At 68.2% G+C, this 25,295-nt stretch carries 27 protein-coding genes; 16 read left to right on the forward strand and 11 right to left on the reverse strand.

Going from position 1 to position 25,295, the window contains the following annotated elements; translation table 11 throughout:
* Positions 1-144: 144 nt before the first annotated feature.
* From ACHZD8_RS08440 to ilvA, 6 genes are read left to right on the forward strand one after another with little or no spacing between them, the layout of a single operon-like run.
* Complete coding sequence (locus ACHZD8_RS08440; RefSeq protein WP_394769797.1) at positions 145-1,296, forward strand: ABC transporter substrate-binding protein; 1,152 nt, start codon at positions 145-147, stop codon at positions 1,294-1,296.
* Between the two features lie 10 nt (positions 1,297-1,306).
* Positions 1,307-2,230, forward strand: coding sequence for an ABC transporter permease (locus ACHZD8_RS08445; protein ID WP_394769799.1), 924 nt, complete (start codon positions 1,307-1,309; stop codon positions 2,228-2,230).
* Positions 2,227-3,144 (forward strand): ABC transporter permease, encoded by a 918-nt coding sequence (locus ACHZD8_RS08450; RefSeq protein WP_394769800.1) that lies wholly within the window; start codon positions 2,227-2,229, stop codon positions 3,142-3,144. The genes ACHZD8_RS08445 and ACHZD8_RS08450 overlap by 4 nt, the downstream gene beginning before the upstream one ends.
* Positions 3,141-4,253, forward strand: a complete 1,113-nt coding sequence (locus ACHZD8_RS08455; protein ID WP_394769801.1) for an ABC transporter ATP-binding protein — start codon at positions 3,141-3,143, stop codon at positions 4,251-4,253. Before ACHZD8_RS08450 ends, ACHZD8_RS08455 begins: the two co-directional genes overlap by 4 nt.
* A 56-nt stretch (positions 4,254-4,309) precedes the next feature.
* Positions 4,310-5,446 carry an AI-2E family transporter gene (locus ACHZD8_RS08460; protein ID WP_394769803.1) on the forward strand — a complete coding sequence of 379 codons (1,137 nt, stop codon included), beginning with the start codon at positions 4,310-4,312 and terminating at the stop codon, positions 5,444-5,446.
* Entirely contained in the window at positions 5,439-6,677 is a 1,239-nt protein-coding gene (gene ilvA / locus ACHZD8_RS08465) for a threonine ammonia-lyase (protein ID WP_394769805.1), read from the forward strand. Before ACHZD8_RS08460 ends, ilvA begins: the two co-directional genes overlap by 8 nt.
* A gap of 19 nt (positions 6,678-6,696) precedes the next feature.
* Here ilvA and greA read toward each other — a convergent pair whose 3' ends face one another.
* Together greA and ACHZD8_RS08475 are read right to left on the reverse strand one after the other, a co-directional pair.
* Positions 6,697-7,188: a transcription elongation factor GreA gene (greA, locus tag ACHZD8_RS08470; protein ID WP_394769806.1), complete on the reverse strand. Its 492-nt coding sequence runs from the start codon at positions 7,186-7,188 to the stop codon at positions 6,697-6,699.
* A 117-nt stretch (positions 7,189-7,305) separates the two neighbouring features.
* Positions 7,306-7,731, reverse strand: coding sequence for a DUF4307 domain-containing protein (locus ACHZD8_RS08475; protein WP_394769807.1), 426 nt, complete (start codon positions 7,729-7,731; stop codon positions 7,306-7,308).
* Between the two features lie 61 nt (positions 7,732-7,792).
* Here ACHZD8_RS08475 and mca point away from each other — a divergent pair, with 61 nt between their 5' ends.
* Together mca and ACHZD8_RS08485 are read left to right on the forward strand one after the other, a co-directional pair.
* On the forward strand, positions 7,793-8,686 hold the full coding sequence (mca, locus tag ACHZD8_RS08480) for a mycothiol conjugate amidase Mca (RefSeq protein ID WP_394769809.1): 894 nt from the start codon (positions 7,793-7,795) through the stop codon (positions 8,684-8,686).
* Entirely contained in the window at positions 8,683-8,922 is a 240-nt protein-coding gene (locus ACHZD8_RS08485) for a hypothetical protein (RefSeq protein ID WP_394769810.1), read from the forward strand. Before mca ends, ACHZD8_RS08485 begins: the two co-directional genes overlap by 4 nt.
* Before the next feature lie 10 nt (positions 8,923-8,932).
* Here the strand turns inward: ACHZD8_RS08485 and ACHZD8_RS08490 are convergent, their stop codons facing one another.
* Positions 8,933-9,679 (reverse strand): hemolysin III family protein, encoded by a 747-nt coding sequence (locus tag ACHZD8_RS08490; RefSeq protein ID WP_394769812.1) that lies wholly within the window; start codon positions 9,677-9,679, stop codon positions 8,933-8,935.
* Positions 9,680-9,750: 71 nt separating this feature from the next.
* On the opposite strand from ACHZD8_RS08490, the gene ACHZD8_RS08495 reads away from it, so the two are divergent.
* From ACHZD8_RS08495 to ACHZD8_RS08510, 4 genes are all read left to right on the forward strand, one after another.
* A complete protein-coding gene (locus ACHZD8_RS08495; protein WP_394769813.1) occupies positions 9,751-10,536 on the forward strand; it encodes an isoprenyl transferase in 786 nt (261 codons plus the stop codon).
* A gap of 3 nt (positions 10,537-10,539) precedes the next feature.
* Positions 10,540-11,664 carry an aminotransferase class V-fold PLP-dependent enzyme gene (locus tag ACHZD8_RS08500; protein ID WP_394769815.1) on the forward strand — a complete coding sequence of 375 codons (1,125 nt, stop codon included), beginning with the start codon at positions 10,540-10,542 and terminating at the stop codon, positions 11,662-11,664.
* A gap of 388 nt (positions 11,665-12,052) precedes the next feature.
* The gene (locus ACHZD8_RS08505) at positions 12,053-13,390 is read left to right on the forward strand and encodes a PhoH family protein (RefSeq protein ID WP_394769871.1); all 1,338 of its coding nucleotides are present in this window, start codon (positions 12,053-12,055) and stop codon (positions 13,388-13,390) included.
* Positions 13,391-13,452: 62 nt separating this feature from the next.
* The gene (locus ACHZD8_RS08510) at positions 13,453-14,238 is read left to right on the forward strand and encodes a hypothetical protein (RefSeq protein ID WP_394769816.1); all 786 of its coding nucleotides are present in this window, start codon (positions 13,453-13,455) and stop codon (positions 14,236-14,238) included.
* Between the two features lie 5 nt (positions 14,239-14,243).
* On the opposite strand, the gene ACHZD8_RS08515 is transcribed toward ACHZD8_RS08510, so the two are convergent.
* The 6 genes from ACHZD8_RS08515 to ACHZD8_RS08540 all read right to left on the reverse strand — a co-directional run bounded on the left by ACHZD8_RS08515 (position 14,244) and on the right by ACHZD8_RS08540 (position 18,824).
* The gene (locus ACHZD8_RS08515; protein ID WP_394769818.1) at positions 14,244-15,668 is read right to left on the reverse strand and encodes a class II fumarate hydratase; all 1,425 of its coding nucleotides are present in this window, start codon (positions 15,666-15,668) and stop codon (positions 14,244-14,246) included.
* A gap of 64 nt (positions 15,669-15,732) precedes the next feature.
* Positions 15,733-16,317, reverse strand: a complete 585-nt coding sequence (locus ACHZD8_RS08520; RefSeq protein ID WP_394769872.1) for a carbonic anhydrase — start codon at positions 16,315-16,317, stop codon at positions 15,733-15,735.
* Positions 16,318-16,355: 38 nt separating this feature from the next.
* Positions 16,356-17,009, reverse strand: coding sequence for a DUF4245 domain-containing protein (locus tag ACHZD8_RS08525; protein ID WP_394769819.1), 654 nt, complete (start codon positions 17,007-17,009; stop codon positions 16,356-16,358).
* A 5-nt stretch (positions 17,010-17,014) separates the two neighbouring features.
* Positions 17,015-17,230 (reverse strand): exodeoxyribonuclease VII small subunit, encoded by a 216-nt coding sequence (locus ACHZD8_RS08530; RefSeq protein ID WP_147783193.1) that lies wholly within the window; start codon positions 17,228-17,230, stop codon positions 17,015-17,017.
* A gap of 18 nt (positions 17,231-17,248) precedes the next feature.
* Positions 17,249-18,487 carry an exodeoxyribonuclease VII large subunit gene (gene xseA / locus ACHZD8_RS08535; RefSeq protein ID WP_394769820.1) on the reverse strand — a complete coding sequence of 413 codons (1,239 nt, stop codon included), beginning with the start codon at positions 18,485-18,487 and terminating at the stop codon, positions 17,249-17,251.
* 19 nt (positions 18,488-18,506) lie between these two features.
* The gene (locus ACHZD8_RS08540) at positions 18,507-18,824 is read right to left on the reverse strand and encodes a hypothetical protein (RefSeq protein ID WP_394769821.1); all 318 of its coding nucleotides are present in this window, start codon (positions 18,822-18,824) and stop codon (positions 18,507-18,509) included.
* Between the two features lie 87 nt (positions 18,825-18,911).
* On the opposite strand from ACHZD8_RS08540, the gene ACHZD8_RS08545 reads away from it, so the two are divergent.
* Genes ACHZD8_RS08545 through ACHZD8_RS08555 form a run of 3 tightly spaced genes read left to right on the forward strand, consistent with a single transcriptional unit; the run spans position 18,912 to position 21,338 of the window.
* Complete coding sequence (locus tag ACHZD8_RS08545; protein ID WP_394769873.1) at positions 18,912-19,964, forward strand: 4-hydroxy-3-methylbut-2-enyl diphosphate reductase; 1,053 nt, start codon at positions 18,912-18,914, stop codon at positions 19,962-19,964.
* Entirely contained in the window at positions 19,961-20,491 is a 531-nt protein-coding gene (locus ACHZD8_RS08550) for a DUF6264 family protein (RefSeq protein ID WP_394769822.1), read from the forward strand. The genes ACHZD8_RS08545 and ACHZD8_RS08550 overlap by 4 nt, the downstream gene beginning before the upstream one ends.
* The gene (locus tag ACHZD8_RS08555; RefSeq protein WP_394769823.1) at positions 20,478-21,338 is read left to right on the forward strand and encodes a type II CAAX prenyl endopeptidase Rce1 family protein; all 861 of its coding nucleotides are present in this window, start codon (positions 20,478-20,480) and stop codon (positions 21,336-21,338) included. The genes ACHZD8_RS08550 and ACHZD8_RS08555 overlap by 14 nt, the downstream gene beginning before the upstream one ends.
* A gap of 28 nt (positions 21,339-21,366) precedes the next feature.
* Here ACHZD8_RS08555 and fbaA read toward each other — a convergent pair whose 3' ends face one another.
* Positions 21,367-22,392 carry a class II fructose-bisphosphate aldolase gene (gene fbaA, locus ACHZD8_RS08560; protein WP_331898610.1) on the reverse strand — a complete coding sequence of 342 codons (1,026 nt, stop codon included), beginning with the start codon at positions 22,390-22,392 and terminating at the stop codon, positions 21,367-21,369.
* A gap of 203 nt (positions 22,393-22,595) precedes the next feature.
* Here fbaA and glpX point away from each other — a divergent pair, with 203 nt between their 5' ends.
* Positions 22,596-23,528 (forward strand): class II fructose-bisphosphatase, encoded by a 933-nt coding sequence (gene glpX, locus ACHZD8_RS08565; protein WP_394769874.1) that lies wholly within the window; start codon positions 22,596-22,598, stop codon positions 23,526-23,528.
* A gap of 394 nt (positions 23,529-23,922) precedes the next feature.
* Here the strand turns inward: glpX and rmuC are convergent, their stop codons facing one another.
* The gene (rmuC, locus tag ACHZD8_RS08570) at positions 23,923-25,257 is read right to left on the reverse strand and encodes a DNA recombination protein RmuC (RefSeq protein ID WP_394769824.1); all 1,335 of its coding nucleotides are present in this window, start codon (positions 25,255-25,257) and stop codon (positions 23,923-23,925) included.
* Positions 25,258-25,295: the final 38 nt, after the last annotated feature.

The following is a 25,295-nucleotide window of genomic DNA, read 5'->3' on the forward strand; positions in this document are numbered from 1 at the left end:
GTCGCCAGTCGTTGGTTCGACGTTAACCCTCGCGCCCCATTCCGGTCACGATCGGTGGTGAGCATCGTCAGAGGTCCTCCCTGGTATCCGAAATGTTCGCCCCACAGCGCGAGCGCCCAGGGGAGATCGCCTGGAGGAAGAATCGTGATCAGCAAGCGTTATGTCGCAGGCGCCGCCATCCTGGTGGCCGTTGCCGTCTCGCTCACCGCGTGCGCGGGGACCGCCGCACCGTCGAGCGCCACGTCGAGTGGTGCAACGGTGGATGCCAAGACCGCGACGAGCGCGGCCGCGCTCGGCGGTCTGCCCGCCCTCGTGAAGGCCGCCAACGCGGAGGGCCAGCTCAACCTCATCACCCTCCCGCCGTCGTGGGCCAACTACGGCAAGATCATCGCCGGTTTCGAGAAGAAGTACCCGAAGATCACGATCAACTCGGCGAACCCCGACGGTTCGAGCGCGGACGAGATCTCCGCCGCGAAGGCGCAGAAGGGCCAGTCGACCGCTCCGGACGTCTTCGACCTCGGCACCGCCGTGCTGCAGCAGAACCTCGACATGGTCGCCCCGTACAAGGTGGCCAACTGGGCGGACATCCCCGCGGACTTCAAGGCCGCCGACGGAAAGTGGTACTACGACTACACCGGCCTGATGTCGGTCGGTTACGACTCGAAGGTCATCAAGACGGCGCCCAAGTCCATCTCCGATCTTCTCGGCTCCGACTTCAAGGGCAAGGTGGCCATCAAGGGCGACCCGACCCAGGCGAACGAGGCGGCAAGCGCGGTGTACCTCGCGGCCCTGCAGAACAAGGGGAGCGCGAGTAACATCCAGGCCGGCGTCGACTTCTTCGCCAAGCTCAAGAAGGCGGGCAATTTCCTCGCCGTCACGCCCACCCAGGCCACCGTCGTCTCCGGCGAGACCCCGGTCGTGATCCAGTGGAGCTTCAACAACCTCGCGTGGGGCGCGGCGGGCGGCGCTGCCGGAAACCCGAACTTCAAGACCGTCGTGCTGCCAGGCACCGCGCTCGGCAGCTACTACAACCAGGCCATCAGCATCGACGCACCGCACCCCGCGGCCGCGCGGCTCTGGGAGGAGTACCTCTACACGCCCGCCGTGCAGAACCTCTTCCTCGCCTCCGGGTCGTACCCGGCGACGCTGGCCGCGATGGAGTCCGCGAAGACCGTGGACGCGAAGGTGCTCGAGACCGTCGGGGCTGCTCCGAAGGACTTCGTGCAGCTCACCGCCGACCAGGCCACGACGGCGGGCACCCTGCTCGCCGCCAAGTGGGCCGCCGCAATCGGCTAACAACCACCCGATGATGTCTGCCGCCGCCATCGCGCCAGCCACCACGACGAGCGGCGCCGGGGTCTCGACTCCCCGGCGCCGCAGCGTGGCCTGGCTCGGACTTGTGCCGTTCGCGGGTTACGTGCTGCTCTTCCTCGCGGTACCAGCGGTGCTGGCGGTGGGCAGCGGGTTCTTCACCCGCGCCGGGGCATTCACCGTGGCAAACCTCGCGGCATTCGCCGACCCGAACATCCAGAAGGCCTTCCTCGCGTCGATCGGCATCTCGGCGCTCACCGCGGTGGCGGGCGCGGTGATCGGTGCCGTCGTGTGTTTCGCTCTTCTCGGCACCCGTTCTGACGGCTTCCTGCGCACCGCTGTCGACTCGGCGTCGAGCGTGCTCGCCCAATTCGGCGGGGTCATGCTCGCGTTCGCCTTCATCGCGACGATCGGCCAGCAGGGGCTGATCACCAAGTGGCTGATCTCGTCCGGCCTGGCCGACAACGTCTTTCTCAACTTCAATGACCAGGGTCCCCTGCTCTATCAGATTTCGGGCCTGAACATCGTCTACCTCTACTTCCAGGTTCCGCTCATGGTGCTCACCTTCATGCCGGCGATGGAGGGCCTGAAGAGCACGTGGGCGGAGGCGAGCGCCACGCTCGGCGGAACGCGGTTCACCTACTGGACACGCATCGGCATGCCGATCCTCGCTCCGGCGTTCTTCGGCAGCCTGATCCTGCTCTTCGCCAACTCGTTCTCGTCCTATGCCACGGCGGCGGCGCTGCTGTCCCAGGGCGGGATCATCCCGCTCGCCATCAAGCAACAGTCATCGAGCGAGACCGTGGTCGGCGTTGCCAACGTCTCCGGTGTGCTCGCCCTCGGAATGGTGGTCGTCATGATCGTGCTCATGACCGCGTACGCGGCGCTCCAGCGTCGGGCATCGAGGTGGCAGCGATGACGGTCGCCAACGCAACGACCAGCGACCTGATCGCGCCGAAGGCGGTGAGGGGCCGCCGCGTCGGACCTCGCAGCTTCGCCGCGGAGCCCGGCCGGGTCACCCGCAGCATCATCCTCGGCATTGTGGGGGTGGTCTTCCTCGTGCCCATCGTGGCGATGATCGAGTTCTCGCTGAGGGTCGGCCAGCCGGTGGACGGACGGCAGGCGTACGGCTTCCAGCACTTCGTCGCCGTCTTCGACCCGGTGAACTCCGGGTCATACGGTGTGCTGTTCCAGGGCATCGTCAACTCGATCGGAATCTGCGCGATCACGGTGCTCATCGTGCTGGTGCTGCTGCTGCCGACCATGATCTTCGTCGAGCTCAAGTTCCCCGGCCTCCGCCGGGCGCTCGAGTTCGTCTGCATCATCCCGATCACCATTCCGTCCATAGTGCTCGTCGTCGGCTTCGTGCCGGTCTACTCCGTCGTGGCCGGCATCTTCGGCAGCCACCCCTGGACGCTCTCGTTCGCCGTGGGAATCATCGTGCTCCCGTACGCCTACCGTCCCATCGCCGCGAACCTCAGGGCGATCGAGGTCGTGGTTCTCAGCGAGGCGAGCCGCTCGCTCGGAGCGGGCTGGACGAGCGTGCTCACTCGCGTGATCCTGCCGAACCTGCGGCGGGGCATCCTCTCCTCGGTGTTCATCACGATCGCCGTGGTTCTCGGGGAGTACACGATTGCGTCGTTCCTCAGCCAAAACACCTTTCAGACGGCACTCATCCTCGTACAGCACACTGACCCATACGTCGCCGTGATCTTCGCGCTCTTCGCGTTGATCTTCGCCTTCGTGCTTCTCCTATTGATCGGACGCCTCGGGTCGGGGTCACCGCGACCGCGCCGCGGCGGCCCGCGACGGCTCACCCGGAGGCCAGAATGACAAACACCCATAGCTCAGCACGCAATGTCGCCCGCGCGACGACCGCGGTCACGGCGAGCCAGCCCATCCCGCCCCGGGAGGGCGCCGCCGTCGAACTGCGCAACGTCGTCAAGGACTACGCGGGTCACCGGGCGCTGACGGGCGTCAATCTCTCCATCGCTCCCGGCGAGTTCGTGGCGCTGCTCGGGCCGTCCGGGTGCGGAAAGACGACGGTGCTGCGCGCCCTGTCCGGCCTCGAGGCGATCTCCGACGGCCAGATCAGCATCGACGGCGCGGATGTCGCCGGGCTGCCGGTGAACAAGCGCGACATCGGCATGGTCTTCCAGTCGTATTCGCTGTTCCCGCACATGACGGTGATGCAGAACGTCGAGTTCGGCCTGCAGATGCGCCGAGTGGATGCCGCGAGTCGTCGCGCCCGGGCCGTGGACGCCCTGGAGATGGTGGGCCTCGGTCACCTCGGCGGCCGCTACGCGCACCAGCTCTCCGGCGGCCAGCAGCAGCGCGTTGCGCTGGCCCGGGCGCTGGTCACCCGCCCCCGCGTGCTGCTGCTCGACGAGCCGCTTTCCGCCCTCGACGCGAAGGTGCGCGTGCAGTTGCGCGACGAGATCCGGCGCATCCAGACCGACCTCGGCATCACGACGGTGTTCGTGACGCACGACCAGGAGGAGGCCCTCGCCGTGGCCGACCGGGTCGCGGTGATGCGGGACGGCAACATCGAGCAGATCGGCTCCCCGGAACAGCTGTACACCCAGCCGGCAACCTCGTTCGTCGCCACCTTCGTGGGGCTCAGCAACCCGGTGGCGGCCGTTCTCGCCGGGGGAGTGGTCACCGCCTATGGCGCGACCCTCCCGGTGCTCGGAACGGCCCCGGCGGACGGTCCGGTGACCGCCTATGTGCGGCCGGAGGACATCGCGCTCGCCGCGCGTGGCATCCCGGCCACCGTCGTGGCGTCGAGCTTCCTCGGTTCGCTCCGTCGCACCCAGGTGCGCATGGCCGACGGCTCGCTGCTCTTCGTGCAGCATGACGTGCGCGAACGGCCCGCATCCGGGGAGCCCGTCTTCATCGAGTTCGCCGGCCACCCCGTGGCGGTGAGTGAGCGTGCGGAATGACACGGGTGCGCCGTCGCATACCGCGCGGCGCATACGCCCGGACGTAGACTGACCGGGTGACTTTCGGACGACGGAACAGGCCGCAGGATCCCCTCGAGCGTTGGCAGCCGGACGATGCCGTCCCGGCCGGAATGAAGGTGGCCGGCGCCTGGTCGTGGCGGATTCTCGCGCTCGCCGGCGTAATCGCGCTGTTCATCTTCCTCGTGATCCAGCTTCGCGAGATCGTCGTGCCGTTCATGGTGGCGATTCTGCTGGCGGCCCTGCTCGTGCCGTTCGTGCAATTCCTGCAGCGGCATCGCTGGCCCAAATGGCTGGCCGTCGCCCTCGCCGAGGTGGGGCTCATCGCGATCGTCGCGGGCCTCATCGTGCTGGTGGTGTTCCAGATCCGGGGCGGATTCCCCGATCTGCAGGCGCAGACCATCACCGCCTACAACGACTTCAAGACGTTCCTGCTCGACTCCCCGCTGCATCTCACGGAGTCGCAGATCAACACCTATCTCGGCAACGCCTGGGCGAGTATCCAGAGCGACAGCCAGCAGCTCGTCTCTGGAGCGCTCAGTGTCGGTTCGTCGGCCGGGCGATTCCTCGCCGGCCTGTTGCTCACCCTGTTCGCCACCCTCTTCTTCCTCATCGACGGCAAGGGCATCTTCGGCTGGTTCGTGCGGCTCTTCCCGCGCAAGGCGCGCCCGGCGGTCGCCGGCTCCGGCCGGGCCGGCTGGGTCACGCTCACCAACTTCGTACGGGTGCAGATCTTCGTCGCTGCCGTGGATGCGGTGGGCATCGGCCTCGTCGCCTTCGCCCTGCAGCTCCCGCTCGTGATCCCGATCGCGATCGCCGTGTTCCTCGGGTCGTTCATCCCGGTGGTCGGCGCGGTGCTCACCGGAATCATCGCGGTCTTCATCGCCCTCGTCTACAACGGTCCGCTCGCGGCGCTCATCATGCTCATCGGCGTGATCGCGGTGCAGCAGATCGAGGGCCACGTGCTGCAGCCGTTCATCATGGGAAACGCCGTGAAGGTGCACCCCGTGGCCGTGGTGTTCGCCGTCGCGGCCGGGGGCTTCCTCGCCGGCATCCCCGGGGCGCTCTTCGCGGTTCCGGTCGTGGCGACCCTCAACGTGATGATCAACTACATCGCGCGCGGGGACTGGCGCGGCGGAGAAGTTCCGACCCCGAAGGACGCCCTCCGTGCCTGACAGCATCCTTGCCGGGCCGACCCTCGCCGAGTTCGAGGCCGCGCGAGCGGTGGTCGCGCGGGTCGCGGAGGTCACGCCGATGGAGAGCTCGCGGTTCCTCTCCGAGGTGCTGGGTTCACCCGTCTACCTCAAGTGCGAGAACCTGCAGCGCACGGGCTCGTACAAGATCCGCGGGGCGTACAACCGGCTCGCCAAGCTCACCGACGAGGAGAAGGCGCGCGGAGTCGTGGCCGCCTCGGCCGGCAACCATGCCCAGGGGGTCGCCTTCGCGGCCCGCGAGCTCGGCATTGCGGCGACGATCTTCATGCCCGTCGGGGTCGCCCTGCCCAAGCTCCAGGCGACCCGCAACTACGGGGCCGAGGTGGTTCTTCGCGGACACTCCGTCGACGAGCCGCTGCGCGCCGCGGCGGAGTTCGCCGCGTCGACCGGCGCGGTGCTCATTCCGCCGTTCGACCACCCGGATGTCGTGGCCGGCCAGGGCACCCTGGGCCTGGAGATCCTCGACCAGGTGCCCGACCTCGACACCGTCATCGTGCCGATCGGCGGCGGAGGCCTCATCTCAGGCGTGGCCAGCGCGCTCAAGCAGAAGTTCGCGACCCAGGGCCGCACGGTGCGCATCATCGGCGTGCAGGCGGCGAACGCGGCGCCCTACCCGCTGTCGCTGCGCAACGGCGTGTCCACCGCGATCACCATCAGCCCGACGATCGCCGACGGCATCGCCGTGAGCAAGCCGGGAGTGCTCAACTTCGAGATCATCAAGAACGCCGTCGACGAGGTGATCACCGTCACTGACGACGACATCGCACGGGCCATGCTCGTGCTCATCGAGCGGGCGAAGCTCGTTGTCGAGCCGGCCGGAGCGGTGTCGGTCGCGGCGATCCTCACCGGCCAGGTGGTCAACTCGGGCACGACCGTGGCCATCCTCAGCGGCGGCAACATCGACCCGCTCGTCATGGAGCGGGTGCTCTCCCGCGGGCTCGCGGCATCCGACCGTTATCTCAAGATCCGGCTCATGCTTCCCGACCGCCCGGGTCAGCTCGCGCGGGTCGCCGAGCTGATCTCCGAGGCGAACGCGAACGTCGTGGAGGTGCTGCACACCCGTCACGGCCGCAATTCGCTCATCAGTGAGGTCGAGCTGGAGCTCAGCGTGGAGACGAGGGGACCGGAACACGTTCAGCGGGTGCTCGGCCACCTCATCGAGGCGGGCTACGAGCCGCGCATCGACTTCTGATCGACGCGCCCACTGCGGGTCAGGGAATGTAGGTTTCCACCTTCACGATGTGCACGGTGATCTCCTTGCCGTTCGGCGCCACATAGCTCGTGGTGTCGCCGACCTTGTGGCCGAGGATCGCCGTGCCGAGGGGGCTGCCCTCGCTGTAGACGTCGAGGTCGCTGTCCTCGCCGACGATCTCGCGGCTGCCGAGCAGGAAGACGCTCTCGTCGCCGAGGATCGTGGCGGTCACGACCGTTCCCGACTGCACGATGCCGGTGCTCTGCGGCGCCTCGCCGACCTTGGCGTGGCGCAGAAGCTCGGTCAGCACACGGATGCGCGCCTCGATCTTGCCCTGCTCCTCCTTGGCGGCGTGGTAGCCCCCGTTCTCCTTGAGGTCTCCCTCTTCGCGGGCGGCCTCGATCTTCTTGGCAATCTCGGTTCTTCCGGCTCCCGCCAGCTGTTCGAGCTCCGCGCTGCGGCGGTCGAAAGCTTCCTGGGTGAGCCAGGTTTCGGTTGTCTCGTGGGACACGGTGAACTCCTCGGATGGACGACTGATCGCCCGGCCGCCACCCGAGGGGGCGCGCCGTGCGATCGGGATAAACAAATGAGACCGGCCAAACGGCCGGTCTCCAACGAATTACTCAGTTTAGGTCAGCCAACAGCGGTAGATCAAGCCGGTGACCGCCTGCTCCGCGGTGCGCACGGTCTCGGTGTGCCCCGTGGTGTAGAGCTTCGAGGCCGGAATCTTCACGATCTTCCAGCCGACGATGCCGTGGGCGTCGTTCTGCACCTGCAGCGCACAACTGGCCGTGCTGCCGATCGGCATCGACACCAGGAAGCTGATGCTCACCGTCTTGTCGTCGAGGATCCGGTGGCTGGTGTCCTGCGACTCGATCGAGCCGCCTGCCTGGTCGAGGCCGGCCCAGATCACCCAGGCCACCACGACGATGCCCACCAGCACGGCGAGGGCGGTGTACAGCCGGCGGTTGCGACGCTTGATCGACGGCGTGCGTCCGTAGCGCTCGGCGAGGTCGTTGTCGTCCGCGTGGCCGGTGCGACCGATGGCAGTCATTCAACATCCCTCAGCGATTAGTCTTGGATTCCAAGGCTATCCGCTATCCCTGAGGAGTTCGGTGACACTGCGACTGCTGGCCGTGCACGCCCATCCCGACGACGAGTCGAGCAAGGGCGCTGCGACGTACGCGTATTACCGCAGCATCGGGGTCGAGGTCACGGTCGTGAGCTGCACGGGAGGCGAACGCGGCGACATCCAGAACGAGGGTCTGGCCGAACGCGCGGCCGCGAACCGGGACATGGCGGGGCTCCGCCGCATCGAGATGGCGCGCGCCCAGCAGGCGATCGGGTTCGACCACCGCTGGCTCGGCTACCTGGACTCCGGGCTGCCGGACCCCGAGTCCGTTGAGGCCGGCGAGCCGCTCCCCGCGAACTGCTTCGCGGTGATCCCGCTCGAGATCTCCGCCGAGCCGCTCGTGCGCATCATCCGCGAACTGCGACCGCAGGTGCTCATCACGTACGACGAGACCGGCGGCTATCCGCACCCCGACCACATTCGCACCCACGAGATCTCGATGTACGCGTTCGAGGCCGCCGCCGACCCGGCGCGATACCCGGGCGCCGGGGAGCCGTGGCAGATCTCCAAGGTCTACTACGACCGCATCTTCAATGCGCCGCGGATCGAGGCGATGTACCAGTTCGTGCTCGCCAACGACCCGGGTTCGCCCCAGCTCGAGCGCCTCACCGAGGTGCGCGGCTGGATGAAGGACCGTCCCAACCTCGCCACCACGCAGGTGCGGATCGGCGACTTCCTCGAGGCCAGGGACGAGGCGCTGCGCTCGCACGCCAGCCAGGTGGCCCCGGACAGTTTCTTCTTCTTCTGGCCCAACGACATGCAGCGCCAGGCCTGGCCGTTCGAGGACTTCCAGCTGGCCGTGTCGCTCGTCGACACCGACATCCCCGAGACCGACCTCTTCGCCGGAATCGTCAACCACCACCAAGGAACGCCATGATCTCCCGCATCCTCACCCTCGCCGCCCAGGTGCCGGCCGCCAAGTTCGACGAAGAGTCCGTCACGCCAGGCTGGGTCGGGTTCCTGATCACCTTCCTCATCGCGGCCGCCGTCGTGCTGCTGTGCATCGATCTCGTGCGCCGGATCCGCCGGGTGCGCTACCGCGGCGAGATCCGCGAACAGCTCGAGGCGGAGCGCCTCGCGGCCGGCTCGGGTCCCGAGAACAAGGACGACTGACCTCGGCCGGTCAGGCGCCGAGCACGGGCGGGTTGGTCGCCACCAGGAAGATCGCCGTCCAGTGGCAGAGGAACGCCAGCAGCGTGAGCGTGTGGAAGATCTCGTGGAACCCGAACACGCCGGGGAACGGGTTGGGTCGCTTAAACCCGTAGGCGACCGCGCCGATCGTGTAGAAGAGACCGCCGACCAGAATGAGGGTCATCATCACGGCGTTGGCGTGGAAGAAGTCGACGATGAAGGCGAGGGCCGCGTAGCCGAGCAGGAGGTAGAGCGGCACGTAGAGCCAGCGCGGGGCCCCGAGCCAGAACACGCGGAAGCCGATGCCGAGGGCCGCCCCGCCCCAGACCAGCCAGAGCAGCAGCACCGCCTTGTCGTGCGGCAGGGCGAGAACGGTGATCGGGGTGTACGAGCCGGCGATGAGCAGGAAGATGTTGGCGTGGTCCAGCCGCTTGAGCAGACGCCTCGTCTTCTCGCTCCAGGTGAACCGGTGGTACAGGGCCGAAATGCCGAAGAGCAGGAGCGACGACAGCACGAAGACCGAACTGGAGATCTTGGCCGCCGTGCCGTCGGCCAGCACGATGAGGATCACCCCGAGCGCGATGGCGAGAGGGAAGGTGCCGGCGTGGATCCAGCCCCGCCAGGTGGGCTTCTGCTCCGGCGTCCGGTCCTCCACGATGGCATCCTCGAGAAGGGGAATGTTGGGCAGCCCGGCGCCCGGCTCCTGATCGACGCTGACGTCGTCCGCATCCTGCGTCATGCGCCAAGCCTAGCGGCAGGGCGGCGGCCGCGACTGGGAGCGAATCCGGGCGATTGCACTAGCGTTAGGTCGTGGCAAAGAGGGAGATACCGCTCGGTGAAGGGGTGCTCTATGGCCTCTACCAGAACCGGATCCGCCGGTGGCTGAGCCATCAGGAGCTGCCGAAACACGTGGCGATGATCCTCGACGGCAACCGGCGATGGGCGAAGCAGCGGTTGCTCGAGACCGCCGCCCACGGGCACCGGGCGGGCGCGGCCAAGTTCCGCGAGTTCCTCATCTGGTGTGACGACCTCGGCATCTCGGTGGCCACCCTCTACCTGCTCTCCACGGACAACCTCACGGGTCGCGACCCGGAGGAGCTCGACGAGCTGTTCCAGATCATCGGGGATCTCGCGGAAGACCTCTCGCACTTCCGCAACTGGCGGGTGCAGCACGTCGGCTCCGACGACGGACTGCCGGCCGACCTCGTGGCGAAGCTCGCCGCGGCCGAGAAGCGCACCGAGCGCAACACCGGCCTGCACATCAACCTCGCCGTCGGCTACGGCGGGCGCCGGGAGATCGCGGATGCGATGCGCAGCATCGTGAAGAAGCACGGCGACGAGGGCGGGACTCTCGATGCGCTCGCCGAGATCCTCACCCCGGAGCTCATCGGGGACCACCTCTACACCGGCGGCCAGCCCGACCCCGACCTCGTCATCCGCACCTCCGGCGAGCAGCGCCTCAGCGACTTCATGCTCTGGCAGAGCGCACACAGCGAGTTCTACTTCGTGGAGGCGCTCGGCCCTGACCTGCGCGAGGTGGACTTCCTCCGCGCCCTGCGCGACTATGCCCGGCGCCAGCGGCGCTACGGGAGCTGAACCGTGACCACCATCGACGACTTCGTCGCCGGTTTCAGCGAGGAGCCCGGCTACCTCAACTTCGCCAGCATCGGCCCGCTCGGCCGGGCGGTTATCGAGGAGGAGCAGGCCCAGCTCGAGCTGTTGCGGCGCGCGCGCTTCGGGAGCCTGGGCAGCCTCGAGCGGCAGGACGAGCGGGTGCGCGCCGCCGTCGCCGCCATCACCGGGTTCGCCCCCGGGCAGGTCTGCTTCCAGCCCAACACCAGCTCGGGGCTCATGCACGTGATGTTCGGGCTCACCGGGGGAGTGCTGCTGTCACCGGCCGAATTCCCGAGCGTCACCTTCGCTGCGGCGCGCGCCGCGGACTCGCTCGGCGTGCTCAACCCGGTCTGGCTCGACACCGCCGGGGGACCGGTGACGCCGGGCAGCATCCGCGACCAGCTCACCAAGAACACGGCCGCCGTCGCCGTGAGCCTCGTCGACTTCCGCACCGGCTATCTCGCCGACCTGGAGGGGATCCGCCAGGTGATCGGTGATCGCCTTCTCATCGTGGATGCGATCCAGGGCTTCGGGGTCGTGGATGCGCCGTATCGCGTCGCCGACGTCGTCGTCTCCGGCGGCCAGAAGTGGGTGCGCGCCGGGTGGGGCACCGGCTTCCTCGCGCTCAGCGATCGGGCCGCCGAGTCGCTCACCCCGGTCTTCTCGGGCTTCAACGCGACGGACGAGGACGACTTGCCGCTCGACGCCGTTCTGCCTCCTGCCCGCGGCGTCGCGGCGTTCAGCATCAGCAACCCCGATCCGATCGCCCAGGCCCGCCTGGCGGCGGCGCTCGAAGACATCGCCCGGGTGGGCGTCGCCGTGATCGGCGAACGGCTCGCCGAGAAGGTGTCGCGGGTGATCGAGCTCGCGGACGAATACGCCGTGCCGGTGTCGTCATCGCGCGCCGAGCACGAACGCGCCGGAATCGTCGTGCTCTCGCCGGCGATCGACCAGCTCACGGTGCTCTCCGCGTCGCTCCACAACCACGGCGTCAGCGTCACGACCCGCCAGAACACCGTGCGGCTGAGTCCGCACGTGAGCACCGATGAGGAGTCGTTCGACATGCTCCGCGCGGCCTTCACCAGCTACGCCTCCGCCATCACCGTCTGACCCCGCCGCCGCCACTCCCGCCCGCCCCCTTTCCGAAATCCATGCATTCGGAGGCGACACGCCGCCCGGCAGCGCCAACACGCCGCTGCGGTGCACAGATTGCATGGATTTCGGAAGAGCAACGGGAGCAGATGGAGCAACGGGAGCTAAGAACGGGGAGGCACGAGTTCGACGCCGCGAATTTACCGCGATGTAACACCGCACAGGGCGTGTCGATGATGGTGTTGCCGAGCGAGCGACGTAGCGTCGGATCCATCGGGTATGGCACCCGATCGAGACGGCCACGTAAGTTCGTTTCGGGAAAAGACAGTGCCTAAAGGAACTGACCGGCCGTCACGCGACTGGATCCGAGTGTCGAACACTCGGGGATGGAGTTCACGTGGCCGCATTGGACAAGACCAGCCCAGCCTCGCCGTCAGCCTCGAAGGTCAGGCAAACCGAGCGCACGTATGTGCTCGACACGTCTGTGCTCCTGTCTGACCCGAAGGCGATCTTCCGCTTCTCGGAACACGCCGTCGTTCTGCCCGTGGTGATCATCTCGGAGCTCGAGGCCAAGCGCCACGACCCAGAGATCGGCTACTTCGCCCGGCAGGCTCTGCGCAATCTCGACGAACTGAGGATCCAGCACGAGCGTCTCGACTTTCCGATCGCGGTGGGCGACGGCGGCTCCCTGCGGGTCGAACTCAACCATTCGAACATGTCGGTGCTGCCCTCCGGCCTGCAGCTCAACGACAACGATTCGCGCATCCTCGCGGTGGCGCTCAACCTCTCCAACGACGGTCTGGATGTCACGGTCGTCTCCAAGGACCTGCCCCTGCGCGTGAAAGCCGCGTCGATCGGGCTGGCGGCGGAGGAGTACCGGGCGGAACTCGCGGTGGACTCCGGCTGGACCGGCATGGAGGATGTCACCCTGCCGTCCGAGCAGATGGCCAGGCTCTACGAGACCGAGTCGCTGCACACCCGCGTCGTCGGCGACACCCCGGTGAACACCGGGCTGGTCATCCACTCTGACCGGGGTTCGGCCCTCGGCCGCGTCACCGCCCCCGGGCAGCTTCGGCTCGTGCGTGGGGACCGCGACATCTTCGGCCTGCACGGGCGATCCGCCGAGCAGCGGCTCGCCATCGACATGCTGCTCGACCCGGAGATCGGCATCGTGTCGCTCGGCGGCCGAGCCGGCACCGGCAAGTCGGCCCTCGCCCTCTGTGCGGGGCTCGAGGCCGTTCTCGAGAAGCAGCAGCACAAGAAGATCATGGTCTTCCGCCCGCTCTACGCGGTCGGCGGCCAGGAACTCGGCTTCCTGCCGGGCGACGCCTCGGAGAAGATGAACCCCTGGGCGCAGGCCGTGTTCGACACTCTGGGCTCGGTCGTCTCCCAGAACGTGCTCGACGAGGTCGTGGAACGCGGACTTCTCGAGGTGCTGCCGCTCACCCACATCCGCGGGCGCTCCCTGCACGACGCGTTCGTGATCGTGGATGAGGCCCAGTCGCTCGAGCGGAACGTGCTGCTCACGGTGCTCAGCCGCATCGGCCAGAACTCGAGGGTGGTGCTCACCCACGACGTCGCCCAGCGCGACAACCTGCGCGTCGGCCGGCACGACGGGGTGGCCTCGGTGATCGAGACGCTCAAGGGCCACGCGCTCTTCGGACACATCACCCTGACCAGGTCCGAGCGCTCGGCGATCGCGGCGCTCGTGACCGAGATGCTGGAGTCGAATGAGCTTGCCTGACAACTTGCCCGGGTAGACCGGTGAGGTGACCCACTCTCGAGGGGCAGAGTTAAGCTCGTAGGGTGACAAGCCTGACGACAACCGTGATGATCGCATTCGTGATCCTCACGGTGTGGGGCCTCATCGCCCCGCGGGGCCAATGGCGCGCTCTCGCCGGATGGAGTCGACGTGATTCCGGCGGGGGCGAACCCGGTCCGCTGGCGGTGGCCATCCACCGGATCGTGTCGGCCGTCGCCCTCGTCGTGGTCGTGGTCGGCAGCATTTCCCTGGCGAATCCGGTGCGCGAGGAGCTTCCGCGCGCCGTGGACGTGCCCGCGCGAATGAGCACGGTGGAGCGCCTCTGGGGTTCCCCGGCGCCCGTCGTGGTCAACCGGGTGTTCGCCACCGTCTCTGCGCCGCCCGCCGGCGTCGTCGTTCAGCCGGTGCTGCGCTATCAGGCCATGGTTGGCGCGCAGCGCACGCCGAGCTACCTCTTCGGCCTGAAGAACTACACGAGGCACGGGGCCAAGCCGGGGGATGGCTACATCGGCTCGTCGCCGCAGGTGGGCCTGACGGCGCTCGACTCGGCAGACCTGGTGCTGCAGGTGCGGGTGGACAAACGCTGCATTCCGTACAGCGTGGCGCTGGTCGAGACGGATGACAGGGTCACCGTCGGGGTCTATGTCGGGCAGCCGAACGCCGCCGGCTCCGGCAACGACGCCAACGTCACCCAGTGCGACACGAGTGCGAGCGGGGCGAAGTCGGTGTCAATGCTCGTTCCGGTCGACCTCGCGTCCGCCGTGGCCGACCGCACCGTGCGCAACTTCGACGGCTCGGCCATCGAGAGCGCCGGAGTGCCGACGAAGTAGCCCGCCTACGCCTTCGCCTGAGGCGGTCGGGTCATCGAGAGCACGTCGAGCGCCGAGTCGAGCTGCTCGACCGTCACCTCACCGCGCTCGACGAATCCGAGGTCGATCACCGACTCGCGGATGGTGATCGCCTTGGCCACCGCATTCTTGGCGACCTTTGCCGCCGCCTCGTAGCCGATCACCCGGTTGAGTGGCGTGACGATCGCGGGGGAGGACTCGGCGAGGGCGCGGGCACGTTCCACGTTGGCCTGCAGCCCGTCGACCGTCTTGTCGGCGAGCGCGATGGTGGAGTTCGCCAGGAGGCGAATCGACTCGAGCAGGGCGGTGCCCATGACCGGGATCGCCACGTTGAGCTCGAATGAGCCGGAGGCGCCGGCCCAGGCGATCGTGGAATCGTTGCCGATCACCCGGGCGGCGACCATGAGCACGGCCTCCGGGATCACCGGGTTCACCTTTCCCGGCATGATCGAAGAGCCGGGCTGCAGGTCGGGGATGTTCAGTTCGCCGAGGCCCGTGTTGGGGCCGGAGCCCATCCAGCGCAGGTCGTTGCAGATCTTCGTGAGGCTGACCGCGATCACCCGGAGGGCTCCGGATGCCTCGACCAGGGCATCCCGCGCACCCTGCGCCTCGAAGTGGTCGCGAGCCTCGGTGAGGGGCAGGCCGGAGTCGGCGGCGAGGAGTTCGATTACCCGCTGGGAGAAGCCGGCCGGCGTGTTGATGCCGGTGCCGACGGCGGTTCCCCCGAGCGGCACCTCGGCAACCCGCGAGATCGTGGACTGGATGCGGTCGATGCCGTAGCGAATCTGGGCCGCGTACCCGGCGAATTCCTGTCCGAGCGTGACCGGGGTCGCATCCATGAGGTGCGTGCGACCGGACTTCACGACCGACTTCCACAGCTCGGCCTTGCTCTCCAGCGCCACGGCGAGGTGGTCGAGCGCGGGTACCAGGCTGCCGAGAAGCGCGCCCGTCACGGCGACGTGCACCGAGGTGGGGAACACGTCGTTCGACGACTGGGAGGCGTTCACATGGTCGTTGGGGTGCACCGGCCGGCCGGCGAAGCGGGTGGCGAGCGTGGCGAGAACCTCGTTGGTGTTCATGTTGGAGGAGGTGCCACTGCCGGTCTGGTACGTGTCGACCGGGAACTGGTTGTGATGCCGTCCGGCGATCAGTTCGTCGGCGGCGAGCACGATCGCCTCCGCGATCTCCGCGTCGAGGATGCCGAGATCGCGGTTGACGATGGCCGCCGCACGCTTGATGCGGGCGAGGGCCACGATCTGGGCGGGCTCGAGCCCGGATCCGGAGATCGGGAAGTTGTCGACCGCCCGCTGCGTCTGCGCCCCGTAGAGGGCGGCGACCGGCACCCGCACCTCGCCCATCGTGTCGTGTTCGATGCGGTACTGGTCGTCGGCGACCTGGTGCAGAGTGTTCACGGCGCTGTGTTGTCCTTCTCGTTTATCCGGGGTATCCGGGATGGGGCGAACGGGGATGGTGTTTTCAGACCTCGCCGACAATGATGTCGGGCACGGCCGCACCCTGGAGCAAACGGTAGTTCGCACCGACGATAGCCAGCGTACCCGCGGCGATCGCGTCGCTGATGAGCTCGGAGCTTTCGAGCAGTTCGGCGACGGTGTCGCGCAGGTGTTCGCGGCCCACCTCGGTCGCGTCCGGGCGCTCTCCGTCCGGGGCGGTGACGCGCTTCACCGCGGGAATGATCTTCTCGATCAGGCCGTGGATGTGCGGCGGCAACGGAACGGCGTCCGGCGCCTGCGAGTCGATGGCCGCCCTCACCGCTCCGCACTCGTCGTGGCCGAGCACGACGATGAGCGGCACGTTCAGCACCGCTACCGCGTACTCGAGCGAGCCGATCACCGAGTCGGAGATGACCTGCCCGGCGTTGCGCACCACGAAGAGGTCGCCGAGCCCCTTGTCGAAGATGATCTCGGCGGCGAGACGGGAGTCGCTGCAGCCGAAGAGCGCCGCCTGGGGATCCTGCCGGGTGGCGAGTTGCTCGCGTCGCTCGACGTCCTGGCGGGGATGGCTCGGCACGCCGTTCACAAAGCGCTGGTTGCCGCGCGACATCTCCTGCCAGGCGACGGACGGGCTGCGGATCTCTTCGCTCACTTGGTCTTTCCTTCCGCTTGGAGCTGCTCGGCGATGGCGGTGGCGAGCACGCGGAACTCCGCCGTCTCGGCCGTGCCGTAGAGCACGATGCTGCTGCGCCCCACCGTCGTGGTGAGGGCGTAGGCGATGTTTCCGGTGTCGCTCTGGGCGCGTCGGTCGTAGACGGTCCACTCGAGGCCACCGAAGGATTCCATGCCGGTGGCCCTGGCCCGCTCGAGCGCGTTCGACACCCAGGTGCGGTTGGCGTCGATGCCCTGCTTGAGCCCGATGAACTGGGTCTTGGGCGTGATGAAGCCGATGGTCCACGCCGTGATTCCGTCGGCCGACGTGGTGACACCGTCGTCGTTCGCGCTCCAGCCGGCCGGCAGCCGGGGCGCCGCGAGGGGCGCACCCACGAGCGATTGCGACTTGGCGGCATCGCCGACGAAGTCGACGGGTTGGCGGGCCGGCTGGTCGGGGCGCACGACGACGAGCACGAGCACCAGCACCACGGCAAGCGACGCGAGCAGGGCAAGCACGAGATTGATCAGGGACTGGTTGGAGCGGTGCTTGCGCGAGGCCTCCGCCTTGCGTGCGGCCGTCTCCTCCGGAGTCTCGGGACGGCCGAGCTCGGCGACGACGCGCGCCGGCCGGTCGGGGGGAAGGGTCACCGTTCTCAGCCCGCGACGGCGTTGCGAGCCGCGTCCAGTCGCGCCTTCGCGCCGATGAGCCATTCCTCGCACCGCTTCGCGAGGGCCTCGCCGCGCTCCCACAGGGCCAGCGACTGTTCGAGCGTGGTCGAACCCTGCTCGAGCTCGTTGACGACACGCACGAGTTCGTCGCGCGCCTGCTCGTAGCTCAGGTCGGCGACCGCCGGAACGGGGGATGAGATCTCTGCCACGTCTTAACTCTACCGAGCCTTGGCGGGGGTGGTCGGCGGCGGGGTGACGGTGGTGGTCACGGTGCCGTCGGCGAGAGTGAGGAGGAGCGGAGTGCCCACCGGCGCCTCCCGCTCGCTGCGCAGCACCGCGCCTCCCGGCATCTGGGCGATCGCGTATCCGCGGTCGAGGGTGCGTTGCGGCGACAGCGCCCGTAACTGGGACCGCAACTCGCCCACCCGGGTGAGGGAGCGTTCGATCATGAGGTCGATGAGCTCGGTGCTGCGTCCGATGTAACGGCCCAGCTCCTCGGCGCGGGAGTCGACGAGCCAGGACGAGCTCGCGAGCACCGGGCGTGACCGCAGTTGCTCGAGCCGGTCGATCTCGGTCACGACGAAGCTCGTCACCCGGCTCAGGATGCGAGACCGCGCCTGCTGCACCCGGCTGAGTTCCTCGGCCACGTCCGGCACCACGCGCTTCGCCGCGTCGGTGGGAGTGGATGCCCGCAGCGAGGCTACCTCGTCGAGCAACGGCCGGTCCGCCTCGTGCCCGATGGCGCTCACGATGGGGGTGACGCAGGCGGCGGCGGTGCGCACGAGCGTCTCGTCACTGAAGACGAGGAGGTTCTGGAAGTCGCCGCCTCCGCGCGCGACGATGATCACGTCGACCTCGGGGTCCGCGTCGAGGAGCTTGAGCGCCGCGGTGACCTCGCCCGAGGCACGATCGCCCTGCACCGCGGTGTGCACGACGCGGAATGCCACGGCGGGCCAGCGCAACTGGGCATTGCGCAGAACGTCCTTCTCGGCATCCGAATCCTTGCCGGTGATGAGTCCGACACAGCCGGGCAAGAAGGGGAGCGGCTTGCGGCGGGCCGGGTCGAAGAGGCCCTCCGCCCTGAGCTTCTGGCGAAGGCGTTCGAGCCTCTCCAGCAGGTCGCCGAGGCCCACGTGGCGCATCTCGAACACCTGCATGGTGAGGGTGCCGCCCTTGACCCAGTAGTTGGGTTTGACGAGGGCGATCACCCGGTCGCCCTGTTTCAGGTCGTCGGGGAGCTTGGCCTTCACCGACGACCAGACGGTGAAGCCGACCGTCGCATCGACGTCGAGGTCCTTGAGCTTTCCGTAGACGTTTCCGCCGGAGAGCCCCCACTGGGTGATCTCGCCCTCCACCCAGACCGAGCCGAGCCGATCGATCCAGCCCTTGATCTTGTTGGAGAGCAGCGCGACCGGCCACGGGGCGTCGACGGTGGAAGGCCCGGGATCTATGGTCATGCGGGAATCGATCCTGCCGTCACGACTGGCCGCCCACGGGCGGCTCGCCCACGTATTCGTGCGCCTCGCCGGCCAGCTCCGGCCACAGCTGCAGGTCGCTCACCCGAACCCACTCGCGCGCGGGATGTCCGTCGACCACGAATCGCTCGGCGACACCACGGTGCACCAGGTCGCGCGCCCGGGCGGGAGTGACGTCCACGACGAGGTCGTCGCCCTCGAGAAACGCGAAGCGCCTTCCGTGTACGAGCAGGCCCTCCGGGGTGGCCTCCACGCCGTCCTCGTCACGCAGGGAGATCTCCAGTGTCTCGTACGCGTCTCGCGCCGCTCTGCCGGCCATCTGTTGCCTCCCAGCGTCTCGGAGTGCGCGCGAACTACAATCGGGTTCGTGAGCACGATAACCAACGGCGCTGCCGCCAGCCTGAACATGCCGCGGATTCCCGCGGTACGTAACAGGCTAAGGGACAACCCCGTCACCCATCCCAAGAGGGTGCTGCTCGCGGCGCCCCGAGGCTATTGTGCGGGAGTGGACCGGGCGGTGATCGCGGTCGAGAAGGCTCTGGAGCACTTCGGTTCGCCGGTCTACGTGCGCAAACAGATCGTGCACAACATCCACGTCGTGTCCACCCTCGAGAAGAAGGGCGCGATCTTCGTCGATGAGGTCGACGAGGTGCCGGAGGGCTCGCACATCGTGTTCTCCGCCCACGGGGTCTCGCCGGCCGTGGTCCAGGGCGCGGCCGACCGCAACCTCGAGGCGATCGACGCCACCTGCCCGCTCGTCACCAAGGTTCATCGTGAGGCGGTGCGCTTCGCCCGGGACGACTTCGAGATCCTGCTGATCGGCCACGCCGGCCACGAGGAGGTCGAGGGCACGATGGGGCACGCCCCGGAGCGCACCACCCTCGTCAACAGCCCGGCGGATGTCGCCCGGTTGCAGGTGAAGGATCCCGACAACCTCGTGTGGCTGAGCCAGACCACCCTGAGCGTCGACGAGACCATGGAGACGGTGCGCCTGCTGCGCGAACGATTCCCCAACCTGCGCAACCCGCCGAGCGACGACATCTGCTACGCCACCCAGAACCGTCAGGTGGCCATCAAGAAGGTCGCCGAAGAGGCCGAGCTCGTTATCGTCGTCGGCTCGGCCAACAGCTCGAACACCGTGCGCCTGGTGGATGTCGCCCTCGAGAACGGCGCGCGGGCCGCCTACCGGGTGGACTACGCGAGCGAGATCCGCCAGGAGTGGCTCGACGGTGTCTCCACGGTCGGGGTGACGTCCGGCGCCTCGGTGCCGGAGGTTCTCGTGCAGGAGGTGCTCGACGACCTCGCCGACGCCGGCTATACCGACGTGCGCCAGGTCGTGACGGCCGAGGAGGACCTGATGTTCTCGCTGCCCAAGGAGCTGCGCAAGGACGCGAGCGGCCAGGCCGATTCCCGCGGACTCGGCGGCCGGACCCGACAACTCGATTGGCAGAAGAAATGACCGACCCCCGACCGCGCCCGCAGTACGGCGAGTACGCGAGCCCGAAGGACCAGGCCGCGGCGGCCGGGCTGCCCGCCCCGTCGTTCGCGCCGCCCGTGGTGCCGCCCGCCGCGGAGCGTGCTGCCGTCGTGCCGGGTGCCGCGCCCTCGGCCATCGGAACGGCCGCGCCGCGCCGCTGGGACGCCTTTCTCAGCTACGCCCTGCTCGCCTATGGCGCGGTGACCGTGATCGCCGGCTTCTTCCAGTTCACCGACCTGAACGCCGTGATCCAGCAGGTGTACACGATGATGAACATCGGCACCTACACCCCCACGGCCCTCGCCGGCACTCTCGGAATCGTCATCAACGTGTCCAACGTCGTGCTGTTCCTGGTCACCGTCGTTGTGACGACGAGGGCGCTTCGCAAGGGCCGCGTCGCCTTCTACCTGCCGATCATCGGTGGGGCGGTGGCCTATCTGGTCTCCTTCGTCTGCCTCGCCACGCTCATGCTGGGCGACCCGGCGTTCACCGCCTATGTCGGTCGCTGACCCTCGCGCCCTGGAGTCACCCCGCACCGCGCCACCGGCGCTCTCCTGGAACCTGCTTCCCGCGGCCGGAGTCTCGGCCTCCGCCGTTCTGCTCTTCGGCGTGCAGGAAATGCCGGCCGGATACGCGACCCTCGCCGCCAGCCTGATCGCGGCGTTCGCCCTCGATCGCGACCTGTTCCGCAGCCTCACGCTCGTGGGCGCCGGCCTCGGAATCGTGAGCACCATCTCGGTCGCGGCCGACATCAGCTACGCCAACATCGCGCTCATGGGCACCGTGCTCAGCCTCGCGATCGCTGTGCCCTATGCCGTCGAGCGGTGGGGCCTTCCCCGCCTGGGGGTCGGACGCGGCGCCGACCGGGCGATCCGGTTCCCCATCAACACCGGCCACCGCTGGACCAGGCTCGAACGCTCGTACCTGCCGATCGTGCTGGTGCTCGGCTACTTCATCCTGCCGTTCTATTTCATCGGCTCGGGGGCGTACCTCAACTGGCCGGCCATCCACGCGCCGGACGAGCTCGCGCGCCTGTTCGTGGGCGTGAACTTCGTCGGGATCTGGGACGAGATGTTCTTCATCTGCGTCGTGTTCGCGCTGCTCAGGCGGCACTTCGTGGTCTGGCAGGCCAACCTGCTGCAGGCCGTGATCTTCGTCTCGTTCCTCTGGGAACTCGGCTATCGCGGCTGGGGTCCGCTGATGACCTTCCCGTTCGCGCTGCTGCAGGGGTACATCTTCACCCGCACGCGGTCGCTCACCTACGTGGTGTGCGTGCACCTGCTGTTCGACCTGGTGGTCTTCCTGGTGCTGGTGCACGCACACAATCCGGGCTGGCTGCGGATCTTCCTCTACTGAGCGGCGACCCGTTGACCGGCCCGAGGGACTAGTTGCCCGAGTGGCCGGCCGATCCGAGCTGCTGGGTCGCCTGCACCACGCGCTTCGCCATCGCGGTCTCGGCGAGCTTGCCCCAGGAGCGCGGGTCGTAGACCTTCTTGTTACCGACCTCGCCGTCCACCTTGAGCACGCCGTCGTAGTTCTTGAACATCGTGTCGGCGATCGACCGCGTGAACGCGTACTGCGTGTCGGTGTCGATGTTCATCTTGATCACACCGTTCGCGACGGCGGTCGCGATCTCCTCGTCGGTGGAGCCCGATCCGCCGTGGAAGACGAGGTCGAGCGGCTTGTCGCCGGTGCCGTAGCGCTGGGCGATGCCGACCTGGATCTCGTGCAGCAGTTCCGGGCGCAGCTTCACGTTTCCGGGCTTGTAGACGCCGTGCACGTTGCCGAAGGTGAGCGCGGCCATGTAGCGGCCGTTCTCGCCGAAGCCGAGCGCCTCGACGGTCGCGACCGCGTCGTCGATGGTCGTGTAGAGGTGCTCGTTGATGTCGTGGCTGACGCCGTCTTCCTCGCCGCCGACCACACCGATCTCCACCTCGAGGATCGCGTTGATCGCCTTCATGCGCGGCAGGAGCGACTGGGCGATCTCGAGGTTCTCGGCGAGCGGCACGGCCGAGCCGTCCCACATGTGCGACTGGAAGATGGGGTTGCGACCCGCGCGCACCTCGGACTCCGAGGCCTCGATGAGGGGCAGGACGAAGCCGTCCAGGGCATCCTTCGGGCAGTGGTCGGTGTGCAGCGCGACCGTGATCGGGTAGTTCTTGGCCACCTCGTGCGCGAACGCGGCGAACGCCAGCGCTCCGGCGGCGCGATTCTTGACGGTGTGCCCGGCGAAGTAGTCCGCACCGCCCGTGGTCACCTGGATGATTCCGTCGGAACCCGCCTCGGTGAGGCCCTGGAGCACGGCGTTGATCGTCTGCGACGACGACACGTTGAACGCGGGGTAGGCGAAGCCCCTCGCCTTGGCCTTGTCGAGCATGTCGGCGTACTGCTCGGGGGTTGCGATGGGCATTGCGTCTCCTTCTGAGGCTACTCGGACTGGCGCATCGGGCCAGCGCCGAATTTACGGTACGAGTCTATTGACTCCCGGTACCCGCGAAAGAATGCCGATTGTTTCGCGAACGAGGCGCGCGCGCGGGGAGGCAGGCTCGTTAGCCTTGACGAGTGAACACTGACACCGCGAACCTTTTTCAGCATCCCGACCGCAACCTCGGGATGGAGCTCGTGCGAGCGACGGAGGCGGCGGCGATTCGAGCCGTGCCCTTCATCGGGCGGGGTGACAAGAATGCCGCGGACGGAGCGGCCGTCGACGCGATGCGCAAGTTTCTGGGCACGGTGGGCTTCGACGGCCTCGTCGTGATCGGGGAGGGCGAGAAGGACCACGCGCCGATGCTGTTCAACGGCGAGCACGTCGGCACCGGACTGGGCCCCGCCTGCGACATCGCCGTCGATCCCATCGACGGCACCTCCCTCACCGCGGCCGGTCGCCAGAACGCGCTCTCGATGATCGCGGTCGCCGACCGGGGCAGCATGTACGACCCGTCCGCCGTGTTCTACATGGACAAGATCGTCACGGGGCCGGAGGGCCACGGCGTGGTAGACCTCCGCCAGCCGATCGGCGAGAACATCCGCGCGCTCGCGAAGGCGATGAAGAAGGACATCGCCGACATCGTCGTGGCCGTGCTCGACCGCCCGCGGCACGTCGAGCTCATCGACGAGATCCGGGCGGCGGGAGCCGGCACGCGACTGCTTCTCGACGGCGACGTGGCCGGCGGCATCAACGCCGCGCGCTACGACGCGCGAATCGACATGTGTGTGGGACGCGGCGGCACCCCGGAGGGCATCATCACGGCCTGCGCGCTCAAGGGGCTCGGCGGCTTCATCCAGGCCAAGCTCGCCCCGCGGGACGACGACGAGCGCCAGAAGGCGATCGACGCCGGACACGACCTCGACCGCATCCTCGAGATCGACGACCTCGTCACGAGCGACAACACCTACTTCGTCGCCACCGGCGTCACGGACGGCCAGCTGGTGGGCGGCGTGCGCAAGAAGGGCCCGATCATCCGCACCGAGAGCATCGTGCTTCGCGGTCGTTCCGGCACCATCCGCCGCGTCGTGGCGGACCACCTCGCCGAGAAGTGGCTGTAGCGCGGGCTGGGTGTACTGCCCGGGCAGACGTTGTGCAGGACGGCTCCGGTCCACGAGTGCCCACCCCGCAGACTCCCGTTGTGCAGGACGGGTTGTGCAGGACGCCAGGACGGGTTGTGCAGGACGGCTTGGGCGGATAGCGAGGACGAGAGGTGCAGAACCGACGGGAGCGTCCTGCAGACCGGGACCGTTCGCGTCGCCACACCCCTACCGTGTCCTGCACACGCAGTCGTGCAGAACCAGAGTCTGTGGGGCAGGCGCCCGCGCCTCCGCGGGCCGTCCTGCAGAACACGGCCCGACCGACGCGGGCGGCACCGCCAGAGGGCGTCCGGGGCGGCCGCGAGGGGGGCCAGGTCGACAACCCAGGAGATACCAACCTGCCTGGGCAGTACACCTAGGCCGTGCGGTCCGGTTCCACCTCGAGGGCGGCGACGGCCTCGAGTTCCGCCACGAGCTCGTAAGCGCTCAGGTCGCGGGGGAAGTCCTCGAGTTCGTCGTGGCTGCCGAGCACCTTCGACTCGTCGAGCACGTTGAGCTTGCGCGCCGAGGGAAGCACCTGGCGCTCGAGTGACCCCACGAATCCGTTGTAGTTCTTCACCGTGCTCTCGATCGACCGGCCGAGCTTGTCGACGTGGCTCGCGAGGGTGGAGAGGCGGCCGTAGAGCTCGCGGCTGAGGTCGAAGAGCATCTTCGCCTCCTGGGTCACGACATCCTGCTGCCAGCTGAAGGCGACGGTCTTGAGCACCGACCAGAGGGTGACCGGGGACGAGAGGGCGACGCGCTTGGAGAACGCGTAGTCCATGATGCCCGGGTCGGCCTCGAGGGCGCTCGAGACGAGCGACTCGCTCGGGATGAAGGCGATCACGAGTTCGGGGGAGGCGTCGAGTCCGGCCCAGTAGGCCTTGCTGCCGAGGGTGTCGATGTGCGCCCGCACGGCCTTGACGTGCTGGCGGATGAACTGCTCGCGTCGCGCGCCCTCCTCGCCGGTGGCGGTGACGGCGATCTGGCTCGCCTCGAGGTAGGCGTTGAACGGTACCTTGGCGTCCACGGCGATGTTCTTGCCGCCCGGGAGGTGGATGACCATGTCCGGTCGACCGGCCCCGGCGTCCGAGGAGATGCTCGACTGCACATCGAAGTCGACGCGTTCGATCAGTCCGGCGGCCTGCACGACGTTGCGCAGCTGCGTCTCGCCCCACACCCCGCGGGTGGCGTTGTTGCGCAGCGCGGAGGCGAGCGACTCCGCCGTGCTGCGGAGGCGCTCCTCCGACTCGGTGGCGGTGCGCAACTGCTGGCTCAACTCGCCGTGCTGTTGGCTGCGCTGGGCCTCGAGCTCGGTCACCTTGAGCTGCATGGTGCGCAGCGACTCCTGCACGGGGCTGAGGGCCTGCAGCACGCGGCTCTCCTTCTGCTGGCGCTCCGCCTCGGCGACCTGCTCGAGGCGGTGGCGCTCCACGAGCTCGCGATACTGGGCCTGCTGACCGGCGACCTGCTCCTTGAGGGCGAACGCGGTGGCCTGCACGGCGGCGAGCTCCGCGCTCAGCCGGGACTGTTCGGCGAGTCCGTCGGCCCGCACGGCCGCGAGGGCGATCTCGTGCTGGGAGGCGATGAGGGCGGGGTCGGCCGTCGCCGGCGTGCCGGCGCGCCGGGCGCGGGCAAGAAGGAGCCCGATGACTGCGCCGAGCAGCACCCCGATGACGAGGCCGATGATGAGGGCGAGAAGCGGGTCCATGAATCCAGTGTGACAGCGGGCTCCGACAATGCCGGCAA

Source organism: Lacisediminihabitans sp. (assembly GCF_043726815.1).
Lineage (GTDB): Bacteria > Actinomycetota > Actinomycetes > Actinomycetales > Microbacteriaceae > Lacisediminihabitans.